Here is a 19,163-nt window from a genome sequence, read left to right as displayed (position 1 = left end):
TTCAGGTATCCCTTAGCCGCCTCGGGCGAGGTTATCGCCGATTGCCGTGCTGCCAGGGCAATTGCCGCATTCGATCGGGGCTGCGTTGCAGTTCGGCTTCATCGGCCCCTGAGAAGGCCTCATAAAGCAATCTGAAACATTGACCTGCTACGGGTGGACGCGCGACATATTGCGTCGCAATATGATTCCAGCTTTCCCAGGGGCCAACTTATGTTCCAATACGATCTCGTTGTTGTGGGTAGTGGTCCCGCGGGCCGCCGTGGCGCAATCCAAGCCGCCAAGCTCGGCAAAAAGGTACTGGTCATCGAACAGGGCAAGCGCGTCGGCGGCGTGTCGGTTCACACCGGGACGATCCCGTCTAAGACCTTGCGCGAGACGGCGCTCAATCTGTCCGGTTGGCGCGAACGCGGCTTTTACGGCAAGGCCTACCGGGTAAAGGAAGAGATTAGTGCAGAAGACCTCAGACGCCGGCTGCTGATCACCCTGGACCACGAAGTCGAAGTTCTGGAGCACCAGTTCGCAAGAAATCGCGTCCAGCACATCCGCGGCAAGGCCCACTTTGCCGATCCCTCGACCCTTGAAGTCGTCAAGGACGACGGGGAGGTCATCAGGGTGACGGGTGCGAGCATCCTGCTCGCCGTCGGCACCAAGCCGTTTCGCCCGGACTATATGCCCTTCGACAACAAGACCGTGCTCGACAGCGACGAGTTGCTCGACATCGAAGAGCTGCCACGCTCGATGGTCGTCATCGGTGCTGGCGTCATAGGGATCGAATACGCGACGATCTTCAGCGCGCTGGATACAGCCGTCACGCTCGTCGACCCGAAGCAGACCATGCTTGACTTCATCGACCGGGAGATCGTCGAGGATTTCACCTACCAGCTGCGTGACCGCAACATGAAGATCATGCTCGGCACCAAGGCCGACCAGGTGACCAAGCTCGAGAACGGGAAGGTCGAGCTGAAGCTGGACAACGGTCGCCGACTGGTGACCGACATGGTCCTCTTTGCAGCTGGCCGCATGGGCGCGACCGATACGCTGAACCTGCCGGCGGCCGGTCTCGAGGCCGACAATCGCGGGCGCCTCAAGGTGAACCCGGAGACTTTCCAGACCTCTGTACCGAATATCTATGCTGCGGGCGACGTCGTCGGCTTCCCGAGCCTTGCCTCGACCTCGATGGAACAGGGCCGCATCGCCGCGCGTGTGGCGATCGGAGCGGTCGCCAAGGAGCCGCCTAAATACTTCCCCTACGGCATCTACGCCGTGCCCGAGATTTCGACCTGTGGTCTGACGGAAGAGGAAATGAAGGAGCGCGGCATCCCCTACGAGTGCGGCATTGCGCGTTTCCGCGAAACCTCGCGCGGCCATATCATGGGCCTCGATACCGGCCTGCTGAAGCTGATCTTCTCGTTGAAGACACGCCGGCTGCTTGGTGTCCACATCGTCGGCGAAGGCGCGACCGAACTCGTGCATATCGGCCAGGCCGTTCTGAACCTCAAGGGTACGGTCGAATACTTTGTCGAGAATACCTTTAATTATCCGACGCTTGCCGAGGCCTACAAGATCGCCGGCCTCGACGCCTGGAACCGGATGGGTGACATCAAGTCCGAACTTTGAGGCGTCTTGTGGCCCGATGACAACGTCGGGATCCTGATAATTATTTAGTAATAACAATAATTTAAGGCCGCATCTCGCGGCCTCTCGTATCATTGCTTGTGGTGGCGTCCGCGATAAAAGCTTTCCTTGTATAATCCGCTGAGTCTGATAGCGTTCGCTGCGCGGGGGTCCCTCTTACCAGCGAGTAGCCGTGCAAGATTCGTCCGAGACTGCTGAACGGAGTTTCCAACTCATCCTGGTCAAGCCGTCGCACTATGACGACGACGGCTACGTCATCCGCTGGTGGCGAGCGATGATACCGTCGAATTCGCTGGCCGCAATCTATGGCATTGCCGCGGATTGCGCCGAACGGCAAGTGCTCGGGCCGAACGTCAGGATCGAAGTCACCGTCATCGACGAGACCAACACCCGCGTGAACGTTCCGGCGCTTCTCAAGCAACTTGAAGCCAACCGCAACTTCGGGATGGTTGCTCTTGTCGGCGTTCAGTCGAACCAGTATCCGCGCGCACTCGATATCGCCCGTCCGTTCCGTGCTGCGGGGATACCCGTCTCCATGGGTGGGTTCCACGTGTCGGGCTGCCTCTCCATGCTGGACGGCAAGGCCGTCGGTCTGGACGAATGTCGGGAGATGGGGATATCAATGTTTGCCGGCGAGGCAGAAGGCCGCTTGGACCAGGTGCTGCAGCACGCCGCCTGGGGCACGCTTGAGCCGCTCTACAACTACATGAACGACCTGCCGAGCATTGAAGGCGCCGCCGTGCCCTTCCTGCCAAAGGCGAACGTCGCCCAGACACTCGGCCTTAGCACGAGCTTCGATGCCGGTCGTGGCTGCCCCTACCAGTGTTCCTTCTGCACGATCATCAACGTGCAGGGTCGCAAGTCGCGGTTCCGTACCGCCGATGACGTCGAGAAACTGGTGCGGATGAACTGGGCCCAGGGCATCCACAAGTTCTTCATTACCGACGACAACTTTGCCCGCAACAGGGATTGGGAAGCGATCTTCGACCGCCTGATCGAACTGCGCGAACGCGACGGCATCCCGCTCGGCATGATGATCCAGGTCGATACGCTGTGCCACAAGATCCCGAACTTCATTGAAAAATCCAAGCGGGCCGGCGTGACGCGCGTCTTCATCGGGCTCGAGAACGTCAATCCGGACAATCTGACCGCTGCCAAGAAAAACCAGAACAAGATCACCGAATATCGCAAGATGCTGCTTGCCTGGAAGGCACAGGGCATCATGACGCTTGCCGGTTACATCCTCGGCTTCCCTGCCGATACGCCTGAGTCAATCAGGCGTGACATCGCGATCATCCAGCACGAGCTGCCTGTGGATGTTATCGAGTTCTTCGTGCTGACGCCGCTGCCGGGGTCGGAAGACCACCAGACCCTGTGGCGTAAAGGTGTCGATATGGACGCCGATCTCAACATCTACGACGTCGAGCATGTTTGCACGGCGCATCAGAAGATGAGCAAGCAGGAATGGGAAAGCATCTACCAGGAGGCATGGTCGCTCTACTATTCGCCTGAACACATGAAGACATTGCTGCGCCGTGCCGTCGCGTCCGGCGTTCCGCTTGCGAGCCTCGTTAAGGTCCTCGTATCGTTCGCGACCACCGTGCCGCTCGAAAACGTGCATCCACTGCAGAGCGGCCTGCTTCGGCTGAAGCACCCGTCCGAGCGGCGTCCCGGAATGGTTCGAGAGAATGCACTCGTCTTCTGGCCGCGCTTCATATGGGAAACTGTCGCCAAGCACATATCGCTGGGCGGCACCATTGCGCGGCTGGCGGTAAGCGCGTTCTTCATCGCACGCGACAAGAATTCAAAAAACTACATGGACCAGGCGCTGACGCCGGTCGCCGAACATGAAGACGAGACGCTCGAACTGTTCACCAAGACGGCAGGCGGACAGGCGGCGGTCTCGCATATCAAAAAGGTGAACGAGCTGACGCACGCTCACCGTGCGGTCTGACGCGCCGCACCTTTCGATCGAGCTGAATGCCAAACACAAAAAACCCCGCACATGGCGGGGTTTTCAGTTAGATCGCGTGGCCGGAAATTACTCGGCGCCTTCCTCGGAAGCCTTCTTCTTCGGTGCTGCCTTCTTCTTCGGAGCAGCAGCTTCTTCGCCTTCAGCAGCTTCAGCCTTGGCAGCAGCCTTCTTCTTCGGAGCGGCCTTCTTGGTTTCCTTCTCGGAACCGTCGCCTTCTTCTTCGGCGAGCAGTTCTTCCTTCGTCACCTTCTTGTCGGTGACGTCGAGTTCGGTCAGCAGATGGTCGATGACCTTCTCTTCGAAGATCGGAGCGCGGATCGAAGCGGCTGCACCCGGCTGGCTGCGGAAGAATTCGAGAATCTGCTTTTCCTGGCCTGGATACTGACGCAGCTGCTCATAGATCGCGCGCTGCATTTCGTCTTCGCTGACTTCGACGCCGGCCTTCTCGCCGATCTCGGAGAGAACGAGACCGAGGCGAACGCGACGCTCGGCAAGCTTCTTGTATTCTTCGCGCGCTTCTTCTTCCGTCGTGTCTTCGTCGGCGAAGGTCTTGCCGGACTGGGCGAGATCGTTGGCGACCTGGTTCCAGATGCCGTTGTATTCGGCTTCGACGAGCGAGGCCGGGGTCTCGAACTTGTACATTTCGTCGAGCTGGTCGAGGATCTGGCGCTTAACCTTCTGACGGGTCATCGAGCCGTACTGCGACTCGATCTGGCCGCGAACAACTTCCTTCAAACGGTCAGCCGATTCCAGGCCAAGCTTCTTGGCGAGCTCGTCATCGATTTCGACGGCGGCAGGAGCGGCAACGTCCTTGACGGTGACGTCGAAGGTGGCTTCCTGGCCAGCGAGGTTCTTGGCAGGGTAATCGGCCGGGAACGTCACGGTGATGGTCTTTTCATCGCCGGCCTTGGTGCCGACGAGCTGCTCTTCGAAGCCGGGGATGAAGCGGCCGGAACCGAGTACGAGTTCGGCGCCCTGATCGGTGCCGCCTTCGAAGGCTTCGCCAGCAACCTTGCCGACGTAGTCCATCGTGATGCGGTCGCCGTCGGCAGCCTTGCCCTTCTTGGTCTCATAGGTACGCGCGCTTTCGGCGACCTTCAGAACCTGTTCGTTCACTTCTTCGTCGGAAATATCAACGACTTCGCGGGTGATCTTGACGCCCTTGACGGACTTCAGTTCGATCGGCGGCAGAACTTCGTAGGAGAGCGTGAATTCGAAATCCTGCTCGGCAGCGAGGATCTTTTCTGCTTCGTCCTTGTCTTCCGTCATCGCGACTTCAGGCTGGGTAGCGGACTTTTCGCCACGCTCGGCCAGAATGGCGGTCGGCTGTTCGCGGACGATCTCGTTGACGAGATCAGCCATGATGGACTTGCCGTAAACCTTCTTCAGGTGCGCGGCCGGGACCTTGCCGGGACGGAATCCGTTGATACGGACCTTGTCCTTCACGTCGGCAAGACGCTCGTTCATCTTGACTTCCATGTCCTTGGCCGGGATCACGACCTTGATTTCGCGCTTCAGCCCTTCAGCGAGCGTTTCGATAACCTGCATGTCTTCCTACCTTCATTTCGTGGCGGCCGTGCCCAGACGCCGTTCGTTTCGATGAGCACGACGCCGGAAAGTTGCCGGGCGTGGCTTGTTCTCAATTCTTATTCATTCCGCCGCTGGCGGAACGGCGCTTTTGCTGCCGGGTAATCGAGGGACACCGGTATCCGGTCCCCCCGCCTGCAAGCCAGCTTTGGTGCGGGTAGAGAGACTTGAACTCCCACGCCTTACGGCACCAGAACCTAAATCTGGCGTGTCTACCAATTTCACCATACCCGCGTTCTCAAAAACCGCATGCATATGCCTGCACATGAGGCCTTCCGGAGCGCGGCGTCTCTATAACACCCGATTTGGTGGAGGCAAAGGAAAAATGAAGGCTAAATGACAGGGATTTCGCCTATTCAGTCGACCTTCCACACGATACCGCATCAACTCAATAGAGCGGCTCGTCATAAGCGGGCTTGCCGTCGACCAACAAACTACGGATTTGCGGCGTTCCGTTCGGCGCGACGCGGATCGCAATGGCCACGTCGCCGCTCTGGCGCGCCTGCTCGAGCGCCGTTCCCTGCCCCTCAGGAACGTAGTACCGCTCGATACCATACTCGACACGAATGCTGTCGCCCGAACCTGGGCCATAGCTGTAGAATGGCCGGCTATGCAGGACGACCGTGCCGTCCTGTTGCGGCAACCGTTCGAACGATGATTCGACAATACCCCAGAAACCGCCCTCGCCCGGTCGCAACCGAACCCACATGATGCGCTCACCGGGCTCCTTTGGAATGCCGCCGACAAGCGATTGGACCGGCACTGTCGATATGTCGTAGTTCAGCACCACATAATCCCCACGCAGGAAATCGCGAGGGTCGACAGGCGCCGTCTTCAACAACACGTCCTCGCCGCTGCGCAGGATCGCCGCGCGGCTCTCGATCACATAGCCCAGGACCGCCGTCTGAAGAGCGGCAACGATGATCGCCGCGAGGAAATAGCGTCGGCCCGAATAGATACCTGACGACAAAGAGCTCATATGCCCACCTCCGCAGACCTGGCAGCGAACCGACGCTCAAGGCGAATGACGATCCATGCGACGGCCGCGACGAACAGGCCCGAGAACAGGAAGAGGCTCGACGTACCGAGGATCGAACCGACGGTGACCGACGCAAGATACAGCATCTCAACGGCGAACGTCGCATAGGCAAGGTAGCGGACTGCGCCGTTGTTGCGTCCCTGCAGCGCGATTGCCAGAACGGCGGCCGCCAGCGTCACAAGTCCAAGGACGACCATCCGCCATCCCTCATCGATTTCCGTATGCAACAGAAACAAGCCGATCACGGCCACAAGAAAGCAGTAGAAGGCCGGTGCCGCGCCAGCGCTCTTGACCAGCGCGGAAAGCCGCGAAAGCGGAAGACTGACGATCACCAGCCCCAGCATGCCACCGACCGTGTAGCCAACCGCCATCCAAGTCTCGTCATGCAAGGCATAGAGCCAGGCGAGCCAACCGACCAGAAGCAGGTAGGCCAAATGGCGCGCGCGATCCGCTCCGGTAAAGCGCACGAGAGCGACAACGGCGACCGCCATGATCGGCGCCATCCAGGGATCGAAGCCCACCCATCGCGTGTCGTAAGAATCGAGATAAACGGCAAAGCTGCCCCACGACAGAAAGCCTGCCACCGCAGTCACGACACTCGACCTGAACAGGACGGCAGAAACCACGGCGATCGCAAACCACAAGTACATGACGGTCTGCTCGTCTCCAGACAAATGATACATCTGCCCGACCAACGAAATCGCCCCGCCAAAACTCAGCGTTCCGATCACCAGCAGCCCAGAGGCCGCGGCCACGGCGCCCCGGGCAAGCATGGCAGCAGCGGCGAGATGAACGCCCCAGACAATCACAAGGATCACGCCAACGCGAACAAGCCGAGGAATGGCTTCCCAATTCGATGCCACGACCAGCAGGATCGCTGCCGCCAGCAATATGCCAGCAAGGATCATCAGCACATTGCCGAGACTGAAACTCGCGGGACGCCGATCATACTCCAGTAGCAAACCATTCGCGGTCGCTTCGGGTATCAACCCCTTTTCTACCCAAAGCGACAAATCTCGTTCAAGCCGACCGCGGTACATTCCTTACTCCGCCAACTGCGCAACGCCGCGCGCCCTGGATCATCTTATAGACACCGATCGACCATTGGGGAAACCGTCCCAGCGGCTTTTCCCCGCCAGCCAATTGCGAACCGACGATCAACCGTGTTCTGGAGCACACTCGCCAGAACCCAGTCGCAGGCGTCAGCCATGCAATGAATGCATGATGCCCATGAATTTATTGCACTGCAAAATCGGCTCGAATAGTATTACAAATGAAAGCATCAGAACGGGGATGGCGCTCCGTACCGGTCCGCCGGGAGCCTGCGGAGTTATCTTCGCAACGAAATTCGGAGCGGCGCACTCCTCCTCCCAGTGCCCTCCGATAGACTGGCAACACTCCTCCTCCCAGTTGTCAGTCACCTACATGACGCCCATCGGATCCTCCCCCGATGGGCGTTTTTGCGTTTGCGGGCGGTCAGCCGACCTCGGGACGAGCAGATCGCTCGAGTGGCCACTCGGCAAGCCTTTTGCCTAATGTTTGACCATAAATCGGCAAACTCAGGTAAGAAATAGCGACAGAATTGCAGTGGACGCATAGGTGATCTGAAATCTTGGGTCTGCTACTCCTTCGCAGTGCAACATATATTCCGGTCATCAAACAGAGGTCAGCGCCGAGAAGCGGCAGCTGGCATATCTCAAGCCCTAGGAAAGGGGATCGAAATGAACTTCTCACGCTCTTTCAACAATTGGCGCAAGTATCGTCAGACGGTTACTGAACTCGGCCGCATGACCAACCGTGAATTGCATGACCTCGGCATCGACCGCTCGGACATCCATCGCGTTGCTCGCGAGGCTTCCGCCCGCTAATTCAATCGATCAGACGCCTCCCGAGGCGATCACATTTCTAAAACGCCCGGTGCCTCTCGGCAACGGGCGTTTTCTTTTGCCGACGGCGCCGGTTGCCTCAATAGTTGCAGACCTTTCCTTCGCTCAAAAAATACAATCTGCATCCTTAATGGGCATAGCATGCACTATTGCATAGCAGGTGCCTTTTCTTTGCACTGCACAAAATCGCAGAGAACACCTATATGAGTGTCAACCGCTGAGACGGCAATCAGGCCTCTCGCGACATCTCTCTGAGGAAACGAACATGAACCCGATCCGCATTGCAAAAAGCTGGCTCAGCTACCGCCGCACTCTTAGCGAACTTGGCAGCCTTTCCAACCAGACCCTGTCCGATATCGGCATCAGCCGCTACGACATTCGCAACATCGCTTCGCGCTCGTTCCGCTAATAGCGGCGAGCTTGGAGTTTCAAAAACGGCCGATGGCGCCGTTTTTGATTCCTGGCATTCACAAAGCGCAACCGCGTCTCCGTTCCGCGCCTGTGGTGCCGTCGTTTGTTGATCGTCGCGAGTCCGAGGCTGTTACGAGTGGACTCATATTAGAGAATATGAAAGTATCGGACCGCGATCCAACGGGGACATGCGCGATGTGCCGATACAATCTTCGCATGGAAGACGGATTATGGACCGTGGTTGATGCCACGACGCAGAAACCGGCCGAATTGGACGACGTGCTGATGACGCGAATGACGTGGCGCGAAGCGTGCGACATGGTCGATATCTTGAACAAGCTCGATCGGATAAGCTCAATTTCCAAACGATACGAGGCATCTGCCTCGGGACATCGGTGAATATCGTCGATTCTGATCGCTGCTTCGCGACCCGGCTCCGCCTATAGTTCAAGCGACCGCAACTTCTGAACCGCGAAATCAACGAAGGCCCTCGTCTTGGCCGAGACATGGCGGCCTTCCGTGTGAACGACGTGGATTGGCAGTGGTTCTTCCTCGTAGTCTTCCAGCACCGTACGCAACTGCCCGGCGGCAACATGCCGGGTAACCTGATATGAAAGCGGTCGTGACAGGCCCCAACCGGTGAGCGCCGCGGCAATCGATGCGTCCATCGTATTGCAAGACATGCGTGGATGAAGGGTCACCGCCGTACCGTCCGGCCCAAAGTGCCAGTCGAGGGGCGCGGATGAGCCTGTGCTCACAATGGTGACGTGCCCGGCGAGATCGCTCGGTATCAGGGGAATGCCGTGACGCTCGAAATATGCGGGCGCTCCGCATACGACGCGGCGTACGCTGCCAACCCTGATCGCAGTCTGATCCGAATCCTGCAGGTGCCCGATCCGGACAGCAACATCGATGCCCTCCTCGACCAGGCTGACGATCCGGTCGAACAGCAGTACGCGCGCGGTGACCCCCGGATACAATTGCAGGAACTCGGCGATGGCAGGGACCATGTGCATCTGCCCGAACAGCACGGGCGCAGTGACGGTCAGCACGCCCGACGCGGTCGCATGGGAGCCGCCCGCGGACGCTTCCGCCTCATCGACGTCAGCGAGGATTCTTCGGCAATCGTCGACATAGCGGGCGCCTGACGAGGTGAGCTTCACCGAACGGGTCGACCGCACGAAGAGCCTTGCCCCGGTGCTATCCTCCAGGAACGCGATCGCGCGTGTCACGGCTGGCGGGCTCATGTGGAGCTGCCGCGCCGCCTCGGCGAAGCTTGCCGTCTCGGCAACCTTGACCAGCACCTTCATGCATTGAAGCCGATCCATGCGCCAAACCCACCACTAATCCACCGATTGAAACAGTCTCTTTCTAACAACCATAATTCCACACGACGAAGGAAACAATTAGATTTCGGTCAGTTCCAACGGAGATCAGATCCATGAAGCTCTATATTCATCCTCTTTCGGGCCATGCTCATCGCCCCCGCCTCTTCCTGTCGTTGATCGGCGCCAAGGCGGATATCGTGGAGGTCGATCTCGCTGCAGGTGAGAACAAAAGCCCATCCTTCCTTGCCCTCAATCCCTTCGGCCAGGTTCCAGTGCTTGAGGACGGCGACACGATCATCGCCGATTCGAACGCGATCCTGGTCTATCTCGCCAAGAAGTATGCATCGGAGGGCTGGCTGCCGGACGATGCGGCGGGCGCTGCCGCTGTGCAACGGTGGCTGTCGGTCGCCGCAGGCGAGGTCGCCTACGGACCGGCCGCCGCCCGCCTCGTGACCGTCTTCGGAGCCAAGTTCGATACCGCCGAGGTCATCGCGCGTGCACATCGCATTCTCAAACTGCTGGATGCCCAGCTTGCCGACCGCGACTGGATTGCAACGGGTCAGCCGACGATCGCCGACGTCGCGCTCTACGGCTACATCGCCCGCGCACCCGAAGGAAACGTCGACCGTTTCGGCTACGGCAATGTAACGGCGTGGCTGCGGCGAATCGAGGCCCTGCCGGGTTTTGTGCCCTTCAAGAAAACGGCCGTCGGGATCGAAGACGCCGCCTGACGTAAATTGGGCTTTCGAAGCGGATGAAGACGCTTCACCAAGGAGCAAGTCATGCCCGAGAACTGGAAACCGGAACCCAACTCGCCCTGGCACGCTGGCGAGATCGCCCTGCAAGAGAAGGTCGGCGTTGCCAGACGCATGGACGAGGTGGGCCGACACGTATTGCGCAACCATTTGATCGACCAGCACCGGCAGTTCTACCCGCAGCTGCCGTTCATCGTGCTCGGGACGGTGGACGCCGAAGGCAACGCCTGGGCGACGCTGCGTGCCAACAATCCGGGCTTTCTACAAAGCCCGGATCCGGAGACGCTGAGCGTGAACCTTCCGCGGGACACAAACGATCCGGCTGATCAGGGCATGGAGAATGGCGACGCCATCGCCATGCTGGGCATTGAGCTCCATACCCGCCGGCGAAATCGGTTGAACGGCACGATTGGCCGAACAGGCTCTAGCGGCTTCGACGTGCATGTGGGCCAGGCTTACGGGAACTGTCCGCAATATATCCAGCTGCGTGATTTCACCTTCGCGCGAGAAGCCACACAGCCCACACGGCAAGCTGCGACTACTCTTGCCGGCCTTGGCGGACGCGCGGCGGAAATGATAGCGGGGGCGGATACCTTCTTTGTCGCCTCCTACATGGATCGGGAGAACGGTGAACGACAGGTCGACGTCTCTCATCGCGGCGGAAAACCGGGCTTCGTGCGCATCGGCGACGATGGCGTGATGACAATACCGGACTTTGCCGGAAATCTCTTCTTCAACACGCTTGGCAACATTCTTGGCAACTCTCAAGCAGGGCTGGTCTTTGCCGATTTCGAGAGCGGCGATGTGCTGCAATTGTCGGGCGACGCCGAGGTGATCCTCGATTCGCCGGAGATCGCCGCCTTCCAAGGTGCCGAGCGCCTCTGGCGCTTTCGGCCGAGGCACATCGTCTACCGGCCGGATGCGCTGGCATTGCGGTGGCATTCACGTACCGGCGGCCAATCGCCCAACTCGTTAATGACAGGTAACTGGAACGAAGCCGCAAGCCGGATCCGCGCCGCCGAGCTATCGAGAAGCTGGCGTCCGCTCGGCGTCGCGAAGGTCGTTCAGGAGAGCACAAACGTGCGCTCGTTCTACCTCGAACCTGCCGATGAAGCCGGCCTGCCGGCGCACCTTGCCGGACAGCATCTGCCGATCCGCGTCAAGCCGGAAGGCTCAGCGGTACCGGCTGTTCGAACCTACACGCTTTCGGCCGCGCCCTCCGACAGCACCTACCGCCTGAGCGTTAAACGCGAGGGGCTGGTCTCGACGCATCTGCACGACACCATTCGGCCCGGCGACATCATCGAGGCGCGGGCGCCGGCGGGCGCGTTCACAATCGACGCAGCGGAAACGCGTCCCGCTGTGCTGCTGGCTGCAGGCATCGGGATTACGCCGCTGCTCGCCATGCTTCGGCACATCGTCTACGAGGGGCTCCGCAAGCGCCGGATACGGCCTACCTGGCTTATCTACTCGGCACACAGCAAGGCAGAGCGTGCGTTTAACGCAGAAATCCAGTCGCTCGTCGCGGCCTCGGGCGGAGTTGTGAGACTCGTTCGGTTGCTTGGGGACACAACCGGGGCAGTCCCTGGCGAAGACTACGAAAGGCAGGGCCGTGTCGACACGGCGTTGCTGACTGCGGTGCTACCGTTCAACGACTACGATTTCTATCTTTGCGGCCCGTCGGGCTTCATGCAGTCGGTCTATAACGGACTGCGCGGCCTGAATATTGCCGATGGCCGCATCCATGCCGAGGCCTTCGGCGCGGCCTCCGTTTCGCGCACCTCTGAAGCCGCCGTGGAGACCACGCCATCCAGGCCGGCAGCGGATACGGCGGTGCCGGTCTATTTCATGCAGTCTGGCAAGGAAGCGCGCTGGGAACCCGGCAGCGGCACACTGCTGGAATTTGCGGAAGCCCGCGGCCTGCAACCGGAATTCAGCTGCCGCCTCGGCAACTGCGGAAGCTGCCGAACGAAGGTGCTGGCTGGCGCCGTCGCCTATATCAAGGTGCCGACGGCCGATGTTGCCGACGATGAAGCCCTGATCTGCTGCTCAGTCCCGGCTGCAGGCGGAGAAGGGTCGCGGCTGGAGCTTGATCTCTAACCGAGTTGAGTTGCCTCGCGGGCGTGACAGGCGTGCGGCGTCAATTCTTCGGTTTCCTGTCTCGGCCGGGCGTGATAATCAGCCGCGCATGAACAAGACCTCTTCTCACTCTCCCATCCACGTGGTCGGCGGCGGGCTCGCCGGCTCGGAAGCCGCCTGGCAAATCGCAAGTGCCGGCGTGCCGGTGATCCTGCACGAGATGCGCGGCGTTCGCGGGACGGATGCCCACAAGACCGACCATCTGGCCGAGCTTGTGTGCTCCAACTCGTTTCGCTCGGATGATGCGACCAGCAATGCGGTCGGCGTCATCCACGCCGAGATGCGTCTTGCCGGCTCGCTGATCATGGCTTGCGCCGACAGGCACCAAGTGCCGGCCGGCGGTGCGCTCGCCGTTGACCGCGACGGTTTTTCGGACGCCGTGACCAGGGAAATCGACAATCACCCCCTCATCACCGTCGTCCGCGAGGAAATCACCGGCCTACCGCCAAAGGAATGGGATCTGGCCATCGTCGCGACCGGCCCCCTGACCGCTCCTTCGCTCGCAAGCGCCATCCAGGCGGAGACCGGCGCCGATGCACTCGCTTTCTTCGATGCCATCGCTCCGATCGTTTACCGCGAGAGCATCGACATGGACATCTGCTGGTATCAGTCGCGCTACGACAAGGTCGGCCCGGGCGGCACCGGCAAGGACTACATCAACTGCCCGATGGATGAAGATCAGTACAACGCCTTTGTCAGCGCTCTGATCGACGGCGATACCGTCGGCTTCAAGGAATGGGAAGGTACGCCCTATTTCGATGGTTGCCTGCCGATCGAGATCATGGCCGAGCGCGGACGCGAAACGCTGCGTCACGGTCCGATGAAGCCTATGGGGCTGACCAATGAGCACAACCCTACAGTGAAGGCCTATGCGGTCGTGCAGTTGCGCCAGGATAATGCGCTGGGCACGCTTTACAACATGGTCGGCTTCCAGACGAAGCTGAAATATGGCGCGCAGGCGGATATCTTCCGGATGATTCCCGGCTTGCAGAATGCCGAATTCGCGCGTCTCGGCGGCCTGCATCGCAACACCTATATCAATTCACCGACGCTGTTAGACCACTCGCTGACGCTGAAATCGCGGCCGGGCCTGCGCTTCGCCGGCCAGATCACTGGGTGCGAAGGCTATGTCGAAAGCGCAAGCGTCGGCCTTTTGGCCGGCCGGTTTGCCGCTGCCGAGCGCAAGGGTGAAGCCGTGTCGCTGCCGCCTGCGACGACGGCGCTTGGCGCGCTGCTCGCGCATATCACCGGCGGCCATCTTGTCACCGACGAGGAGCCGGGCAAGCGCTCGTTCCAGCCGATGAACATCAATTTCGGTTTGTTCCCGGAGCTTGAGCCGGGCTCGATCGTCAAGCCGGAAGGCGTAAAACGCTTCCGCGGCAAGGACAAAACGATCATGAAGCGGCAACTGATCGCCAAACGCGCGCTTGCCGATTGCGCCGACTGGCTCGGCCAGACGATGCCGCTGGCTGAATCAGCGTGATGGCAGAGGCGGCGGATAGGTCCGTATCTGCCGAAAATCCATCGGCTCAGCTGCTGATCGGCCGTGGCGGGTTAATGGCGGTTCGCCGCAGTCGGGTTGGCAGGTGGCAGTTCCTTGTCCGGTTCCGCGATATAATTGCCCAGTAGCCAAAGCGAAACCTCTGATGCCTCCCTGGCGGATGTGAACTCGAAGGCGCCGTTGTGATGAGGCGCATCGAGGAACTCGATGCTCAGCCCCTTGCCTGTTTGGGAACTCAGAACCCTCACCCTGCCCGGCTGAATGACGTGGCAAGCATAGTGGCGCTGCAGGCTGCGCATGAAACCCGCCTTGTTGTCGTGCAGGCGGACAAACACGGCCAGGCCGTTTGCCGTTGCCTGGAGCTGGCGGATCGCTTCGTTCGGAAATGCACGGTTGAACTCAATGATCGCCAGTCCGGTATCATGCAGTCCCTCTTCCTTGTTTTGCGCAGCCATTCTGGTTGCTGCAAACGCAATGGCGATGACGACAGCGAATATAACGCACCAGACGATAATGCTCACGTTGTTTTCCATTCAAGACGTAGCTCCAGCACCCTTCATAGTACGCGGGCCTTGCGCGAGTTTGAACACCGTCAGATTTTCTTGCGCATGAGAGCGAGCACCATGCTGATCTGGCGACGCCATTGCGGGAGTTGGGGCGACCGCTCGAAGATGGCCGCGCCCATCCTTTGGGCATCGACCAGAACGGAGCCAGCCTGCACGACCGGCAGAAACGCGGGAAACACGAGCGGCGAAATGATGGCCGCTCTTGCCTTTGCGAGATGGTCGCGACCCAGCCCGGCAAACGCCTCGATCGCGGCGGACACGCGCAGCTTGTCGTCCCCGGCCAGGAACGCCTCGCGATCGAGGCCGGTCGCGGAGAGAATCTCGAGCGGAAGGTAAACCTGGCCGCGATGGCGGTGGAGCGGCATCAGGAGCAGCAGCCCTGCAATCGCCTGCGCGACGCCTGCGTGTCCCGCAGCTTCGGCTGATTTTGATGCCTCTGCGGGCGCCAGCACCAGGCTTGCAAGCTGGATCAGCGCTGAGGCCGTCTCACCGGCATAGCCTTCCAGCGATGTACGCGTCTCCATCGGGTCATCATAAAGGTCGAAGATACGGGCATCGATCATGTTTACAAGCGTTTGCCGCGGCAGGCGATGATCCTCGATGGCCGACAGCAGCGCCGAGGCGAGAGGATTAGCCTGCGTGGAGCCGTGCGCATTGCCTTCCAGAAGATCGCGCCAGTACTGCATGCGGACTTCGCCGGGGAGCGGTTCGTGAACCAGATCGCGGATGCGCGCAATCTCTGCATTGAAGGCATAGAGCGCGGCCAGAGCGCCACGCTTGTCCTCCGGTGACAGGATACACGCGAGATACCGGTCACGGTCACTGTCACGCAGCATTGCCAGGCTGATGTCCTGGTTCGTCGCAGATCGATCTGCCATGTTCAGACCGCGATCATTGCCGCCGCAACGGCACGCGATTCAAGGAGCATGATGTTGAAGGTCCGCACCGCCGCGCCGGTGTTCATCGGGTCGGAAGAAATACCTGCAGCCCTCAGCGCCGCCTTGAGATCGGGCGGTATCGGACGCATCTCCGTGCCGGTTCCCAACAGCAGGAACTCGATCTGCGCGGCCTCATCGAGGACCTTCTGGAAATTCTCGATGGACAGCGGCTTGGTCATATCCATGTCCCAGCCGTAGATACCCGACGGCAGGCACATGATCGAGCCGCGATGGGACATGTCCGCGAACCGAAAGCCGCCATTGCCATACGTATCGATTGGTGCGCGGCCGGGAAAATGGGCCTCGCGGATTTCTATGCCTCTTGCCATGTTCTTACACTGCCGGATTGCCGGATCTTGCATCCGGTTCCGTCACTTTCTTGTCTGGATCGTTGTCGAGCACGTCCGGCCGGAGCTTGAACACAATCAGCACGGGCGCTGCGATGTAGATGGAGGAAAAAGTGCCGACGGCAACGCCGAACAGCATCACGAAGGCGAATGGGCGAATGATTTCGCCACCGAACAGGCAGAGCGCGGCAAGCGCGAGCAATGTTGTTGCCGCGGTCAGAACGGTGCGCGACAGCGTCTGGTTGATGGAGGCGTCAATGAGGATCGGCAGCGGCATCTTCCGGTATCGCTTCAGGTTCTCGCGCATGCGATCATAGACGACAACGGTGTCGTTCAGCGAATAGCCGACCACTGTTAGAATAGCCGCGATGCTGGTGACGTTGAACTCCATTCCGGTGACGACGAACAGGCCAAGCGTTAGGATGATGTCATGCAGCGCGGCAATCACAGCGCCGACGGCAAATTGCCACGCGAAGCGCATCCAGATGTAGACGAGGATAACCGCGAGCGAGGCAAGGACACCGAGGGTGGCAGCCCTGGTCAGCTCCCACGAAACCGCAGGGCCGACCACTTCGACACGGCGGAAATCATAGTCGTCTCCCAGTTCATCGCGAACAAGCGTCATCGCCGACTGCTCGGCGTTCTCGCCGCCGCCCTGAGCCTGAATGCGGATCACCGCGAGCGAGGCGTCGCCAAGCCGATCAGCGTCGATATCGCCGATGTTCAAATCACCCAGGCGCGCGCGAATATCGGCTGGATCGGCAGCACCTTGTTTTGCCTTGACCTCGACAAGCGAGCCGCCCGCGAAATCGACCCCGAGATTTGTGCCGAGCATGGCAAAGGCCAACATCGCGGCGATCGACAGCGCAGCCGACACCGTGAAGGTATAGCGTCGGATGCCCATGAAACGGATGTTGGCGCGATCGAAGATACCGGTGTGGACGTCTTTGGGAAGATGCCTGGGGTGGCGCCTGTGAAGCCAGGTCACGACGATCCAGCGCGTGAGCGTGAAGGCGGTGAACACCGTAGTCAAAATACCGGCCGCGAGCGTTACCGCGAAGCCGCGGACAGCCTCGTTGCCGAGATAGTAAAGGATCACCGAGGCAATGAAGATCGTCACGTTCGCATCAAAGATCGTCATGAACGCTCTTGAGAAACCGCTCTCGACCGCCTCTGAAAACGGCCTTCCGGTTTTGGCTTCCTCGCGTATACGTTCGTAGATCAGCACGTTGGCGTCGACCGCCATGCCGATGGTCAACACGATGCCGGCAATACCCGGCAGTGTCAGCGTGGCTCCGATCAGGCTCAACACTGCAAAGATCAGGACGAGATTGAGAACCAGCGACAGCGCAGCAATAACGCCCAACCCTCGATAGAAAGCGAACATCAGACCGACGACGAGAAGCGCCGCAACGGCTGCCGAAAGCAAGCCGGCGCGCGTGGATTCCAGCCCTAGAGCAGGACTTATCGATCGCTCTTCCACGGTCGTCAGGGTTGCGGGAAGAGCCCCGGTGCGCAGCATCAGCGCCAGGTCCTGCGCACCCTCCTCAGTGAAACTGACTGGAATACTCCCGGAACCACCAAGGATCGGCGCACTGATGAGTGGTGCGGCCATCACCTGATCATCGAACAGGATCGCAAGGTGGCGACCAATATTCTGTCGGGTCATCTGTGCCAGGCGCTCGGTGCCCGCGGCGTCGAGCTTGTAGCTGATCGAGACGGCCTGCGTCTCGGCATCGACGCTTGATTGCACGTCCACGATGTTTTTGCCGGTGACGAAATCCGTGCGGTCGACAAGATAGGGAACCGGCGGATCGTCCAGCGAATACAGCACCTCCGAGGTGGCAGGCCACCGTCCGCTCAACGCATCCTGCCCGGACATGCTCTCATCGAGCATGCGCACCGACAGTTTGGCCGGCTCGCTCAGAATGTTCTTCAGGCGTTCGACATCAACAGAACCCAGAACCTGAACATCAATGCGATCCGAACCGATCGGCCGTACGGCAAAATCGGAGGCTCCGAGCGCCGCAACCCGCTTGCGGACCACTTCGAGCGACTGTTCTTGCGCAGCAGCAATCCCGCTCGCGATGCTGGCGTCGGAAATCTGCAGCGTCAGTTGGCCATCGTCGGCCTGCTGCAGGATCACATTCTGCGTCGATCCTCCAAACAAGCCACTCGCCGTCGCTGACGTCAGCTCTTTCAGGGCATCAGTCGCGGCCTGAACCTGGCCGGCATCAGTGATCTTGACAGTGACGGTACGATCATTTCCGGTCAGGCCGGTGTAGCGGATGTTCGCCTTGCGCAATCTGGCGCGAATATCGCCGACCGTGCTTTCCAGCCGCTCCTTAACGACATCAGCCCGCTCGACCTTGAAGAGCAGGTGCGAACCGCCCTGCAAATCGGGCCCAAGCGCGATGCGATTGTGCGGCAGCCATGAAGGAAAAAGCGAAAGCTGCTTTTCAGAAAGGAGGTTGGAGGCCGCGAGCAACACGGCCACCAGTACAACGATCCAGATCAGAACGGTCTTCAAGCGGGAAAAACGAAACATTTTCTCTCGACTATTCCGATCCGGTTCGTGGGGTAGCTAGCTTTGTTATGCAGCGTCAGCTTTGACTGGCTCGCCCTTGACGCGAACTTCCGTGATGCCGGTGCGGACAATGCGGACGCGGACGCCGTCGGCAATTTCCACTTCGACTTCCTTGTCGTCAACAACCTTGGTTACCTTACCGACAAGACCACCGCCCGTAACGATCTGGTCGCCGCGGCGGATCGCCTTCAACGTCTCATCACGCTTCTTTGCCTGCGCGCGCTGCGGACGGATCAGCAGGAAATACCAGACGACCATCAGCGGCACAAACAGGATGATCATTTCAAAGCCCGAGCCGAACGGCGACGCAGCGGTGTCGGTTGCAGCCTGGGCGAATGCCGGGGTGACGAACATGTTAAACTCCTCAAAACTTTCCGGAGGCGGAACTCCGCCTTTTTCTCGGGTGGCCGGACTATAATTATGGTCATTGCGAATGCAACAGAAACAGCCGGAAACCGTACCGATTCAG

The 19,163-nt window shown here is 59.9% G+C and carries 16 protein-coding genes and 1 tRNA gene; 7 read left to right on the top strand and 10 right to left on the bottom strand.

The window, feature by feature from the left end; genetic code table 11:
- Window positions 1–210: 210 nt before the first annotated feature.
- Both sthA and ASC90_RS04795 read left to right on the top strand, forming a co-directional pair.
- Window positions 211–1,617, top strand: coding sequence for a Si-specific NAD(P)(+) transhydrogenase (sthA, locus tag ASC90_RS04800; RefSeq protein WP_056536118.1), 1,407 nt, complete (start codon window positions 211–213; stop codon window positions 1,615–1,617).
- A gap of 190 nt (window positions 1,618–1,807) precedes the next feature.
- Entirely contained in the window at window positions 1,808–3,589 is a 1,782-nt protein-coding gene (locus tag ASC90_RS04795) for a radical SAM protein (RefSeq protein ID WP_056536115.1), read from the top strand.
- An 87-nt stretch (window positions 3,590–3,676) separates the two neighbouring features.
- Here the strand turns inward: ASC90_RS04795 and tig are convergent, their stop codons facing one another.
- The 4 genes from tig to ASC90_RS04775 all read right to left on the bottom strand — a co-directional run bounded on the left by tig (window position 3,677) and on the right by ASC90_RS04775 (window position 7,276).
- A complete protein-coding gene (gene tig, locus ASC90_RS04790; protein ID WP_056536112.1) occupies window positions 3,677–5,158 on the bottom strand; it encodes a trigger factor in 1,482 nt (493 codons plus the stop codon).
- Window positions 5,159–5,346: 188 nt separating this feature from the next.
- A tRNA-Leu gene (locus ASC90_RS04785) sits at window positions 5,347–5,431 on the bottom strand.
- A 154-nt stretch (window positions 5,432–5,585) separates the two neighbouring features.
- A complete protein-coding gene (locus tag ASC90_RS04780) occupies window positions 5,586–6,176 on the bottom strand; it encodes a GDYXXLXY domain-containing protein (RefSeq protein WP_056536109.1) in 591 nt (196 codons plus the stop codon).
- Entirely contained in the window at window positions 6,173–7,276 is a 1,104-nt protein-coding gene (locus ASC90_RS04775) for a DUF2157 domain-containing protein (RefSeq protein WP_056536106.1), read from the bottom strand. The genes ASC90_RS04780 and ASC90_RS04775 overlap by 4 nt, the downstream gene beginning before the upstream one ends.
- Window positions 7,277–7,957: 681 nt before the next feature.
- Between ASC90_RS04775 and ASC90_RS27660 the strand changes: the two genes are divergently transcribed.
- On the top strand, window positions 7,958–8,104 hold the full coding sequence (locus ASC90_RS27660; RefSeq protein WP_003558908.1) for a DUF1127 domain-containing protein: 147 nt from the start codon (window positions 7,958–7,960) through the stop codon (window positions 8,102–8,104).
- 283 nt (window positions 8,105–8,387) lie between these two features.
- On the top strand, window positions 8,388–8,531 hold the full coding sequence (locus tag ASC90_RS27655) for a DUF1127 domain-containing protein (protein ID WP_082519797.1): 144 nt from the start codon (window positions 8,388–8,390) through the stop codon (window positions 8,529–8,531).
- Window positions 8,532–8,973: 442 nt separating this feature from the next.
- Here the strand turns inward: ASC90_RS27655 and ASC90_RS04760 are convergent, their stop codons facing one another.
- A complete protein-coding gene (locus ASC90_RS04760; protein WP_056536098.1) occupies window positions 8,974–9,861 on the bottom strand; it encodes a LysR family transcriptional regulator in 888 nt (295 codons plus the stop codon).
- Window positions 9,862–9,974: 113 nt separating this feature from the next.
- Between ASC90_RS04760 and ASC90_RS04755 the strand changes: the two genes are divergently transcribed.
- From ASC90_RS04755 to trmFO, 3 genes are all read left to right on the top strand, one after another.
- Entirely contained in the window at window positions 9,975–10,592 is a 618-nt protein-coding gene (locus ASC90_RS04755) for a glutathione S-transferase (protein WP_056536096.1), read from the top strand.
- 51 nt (window positions 10,593–10,643) lie between these two features.
- Window positions 10,644–12,716, top strand: coding sequence for a pyridoxamine 5'-phosphate oxidase family protein (locus ASC90_RS04750; protein ID WP_056536092.1), 2,073 nt, complete (start codon window positions 10,644–10,646; stop codon window positions 12,714–12,716).
- 88 nt (window positions 12,717–12,804) lie between these two features.
- Entirely contained in the window at window positions 12,805–14,238 is a 1,434-nt protein-coding gene (trmFO, locus tag ASC90_RS04745) for a methylenetetrahydrofolate--tRNA-(uracil(54)-C(5))-methyltransferase (FADH(2)-oxidizing) TrmFO (protein ID WP_056536087.1), read from the top strand.
- A gap of 71 nt (window positions 14,239–14,309) precedes the next feature.
- Here the strand turns inward: trmFO and ASC90_RS04740 are convergent, their stop codons facing one another.
- The 5 genes from ASC90_RS04740 to yajC all read right to left on the bottom strand — a co-directional run bounded on the left by ASC90_RS04740 (window position 14,310) and on the right by yajC (window position 19,048).
- Window positions 14,310–14,777, bottom strand: a complete 468-nt coding sequence (locus ASC90_RS04740; RefSeq protein ID WP_056536198.1) for a hypothetical protein — start codon at window positions 14,775–14,777, stop codon at window positions 14,310–14,312.
- Window positions 14,778–14,848: 71 nt separating this feature from the next.
- On the bottom strand, window positions 14,849–15,700 hold the full coding sequence (locus tag ASC90_RS04735) for a phytoene/squalene synthase family protein (RefSeq protein WP_056536084.1): 852 nt from the start codon (window positions 15,698–15,700) through the stop codon (window positions 14,849–14,851).
- Window positions 15,701–15,702: 2 nt separating this feature from the next.
- On the bottom strand, window positions 15,703–16,089 hold the full coding sequence (locus tag ASC90_RS04730) for an Mth938-like domain-containing protein (protein WP_056536080.1): 387 nt from the start codon (window positions 16,087–16,089) through the stop codon (window positions 15,703–15,705).
- 4 nt (window positions 16,090–16,093) lie between these two features.
- Window positions 16,094–18,655: a protein translocase subunit SecDF gene (secDF, locus tag ASC90_RS04725; RefSeq protein ID WP_056536077.1), complete on the bottom strand. Its 2,562-nt coding sequence runs from the start codon at window positions 18,653–18,655 to the stop codon at window positions 16,094–16,096.
- 45 nt (window positions 18,656–18,700) lie between these two features.
- Window positions 18,701–19,048, bottom strand: a complete 348-nt coding sequence (gene yajC, locus ASC90_RS04720) for a preprotein translocase subunit YajC (RefSeq protein ID WP_056536075.1) — start codon at window positions 19,046–19,048, stop codon at window positions 18,701–18,703.
- Window positions 19,049–19,163 lie beyond the last annotated feature (115 nt).

This window comes from Rhizobium sp. Root1220 (assembly GCF_001426265.1).
Lineage (GTDB): Bacteria > Pseudomonadota > Alphaproteobacteria > Rhizobiales > Rhizobiaceae > Rhizobium.
The sequence above is the reverse complement of the archived record's forward strand: the minus strand, read 5'-3'. Positions and strand labels throughout refer to the sequence as shown.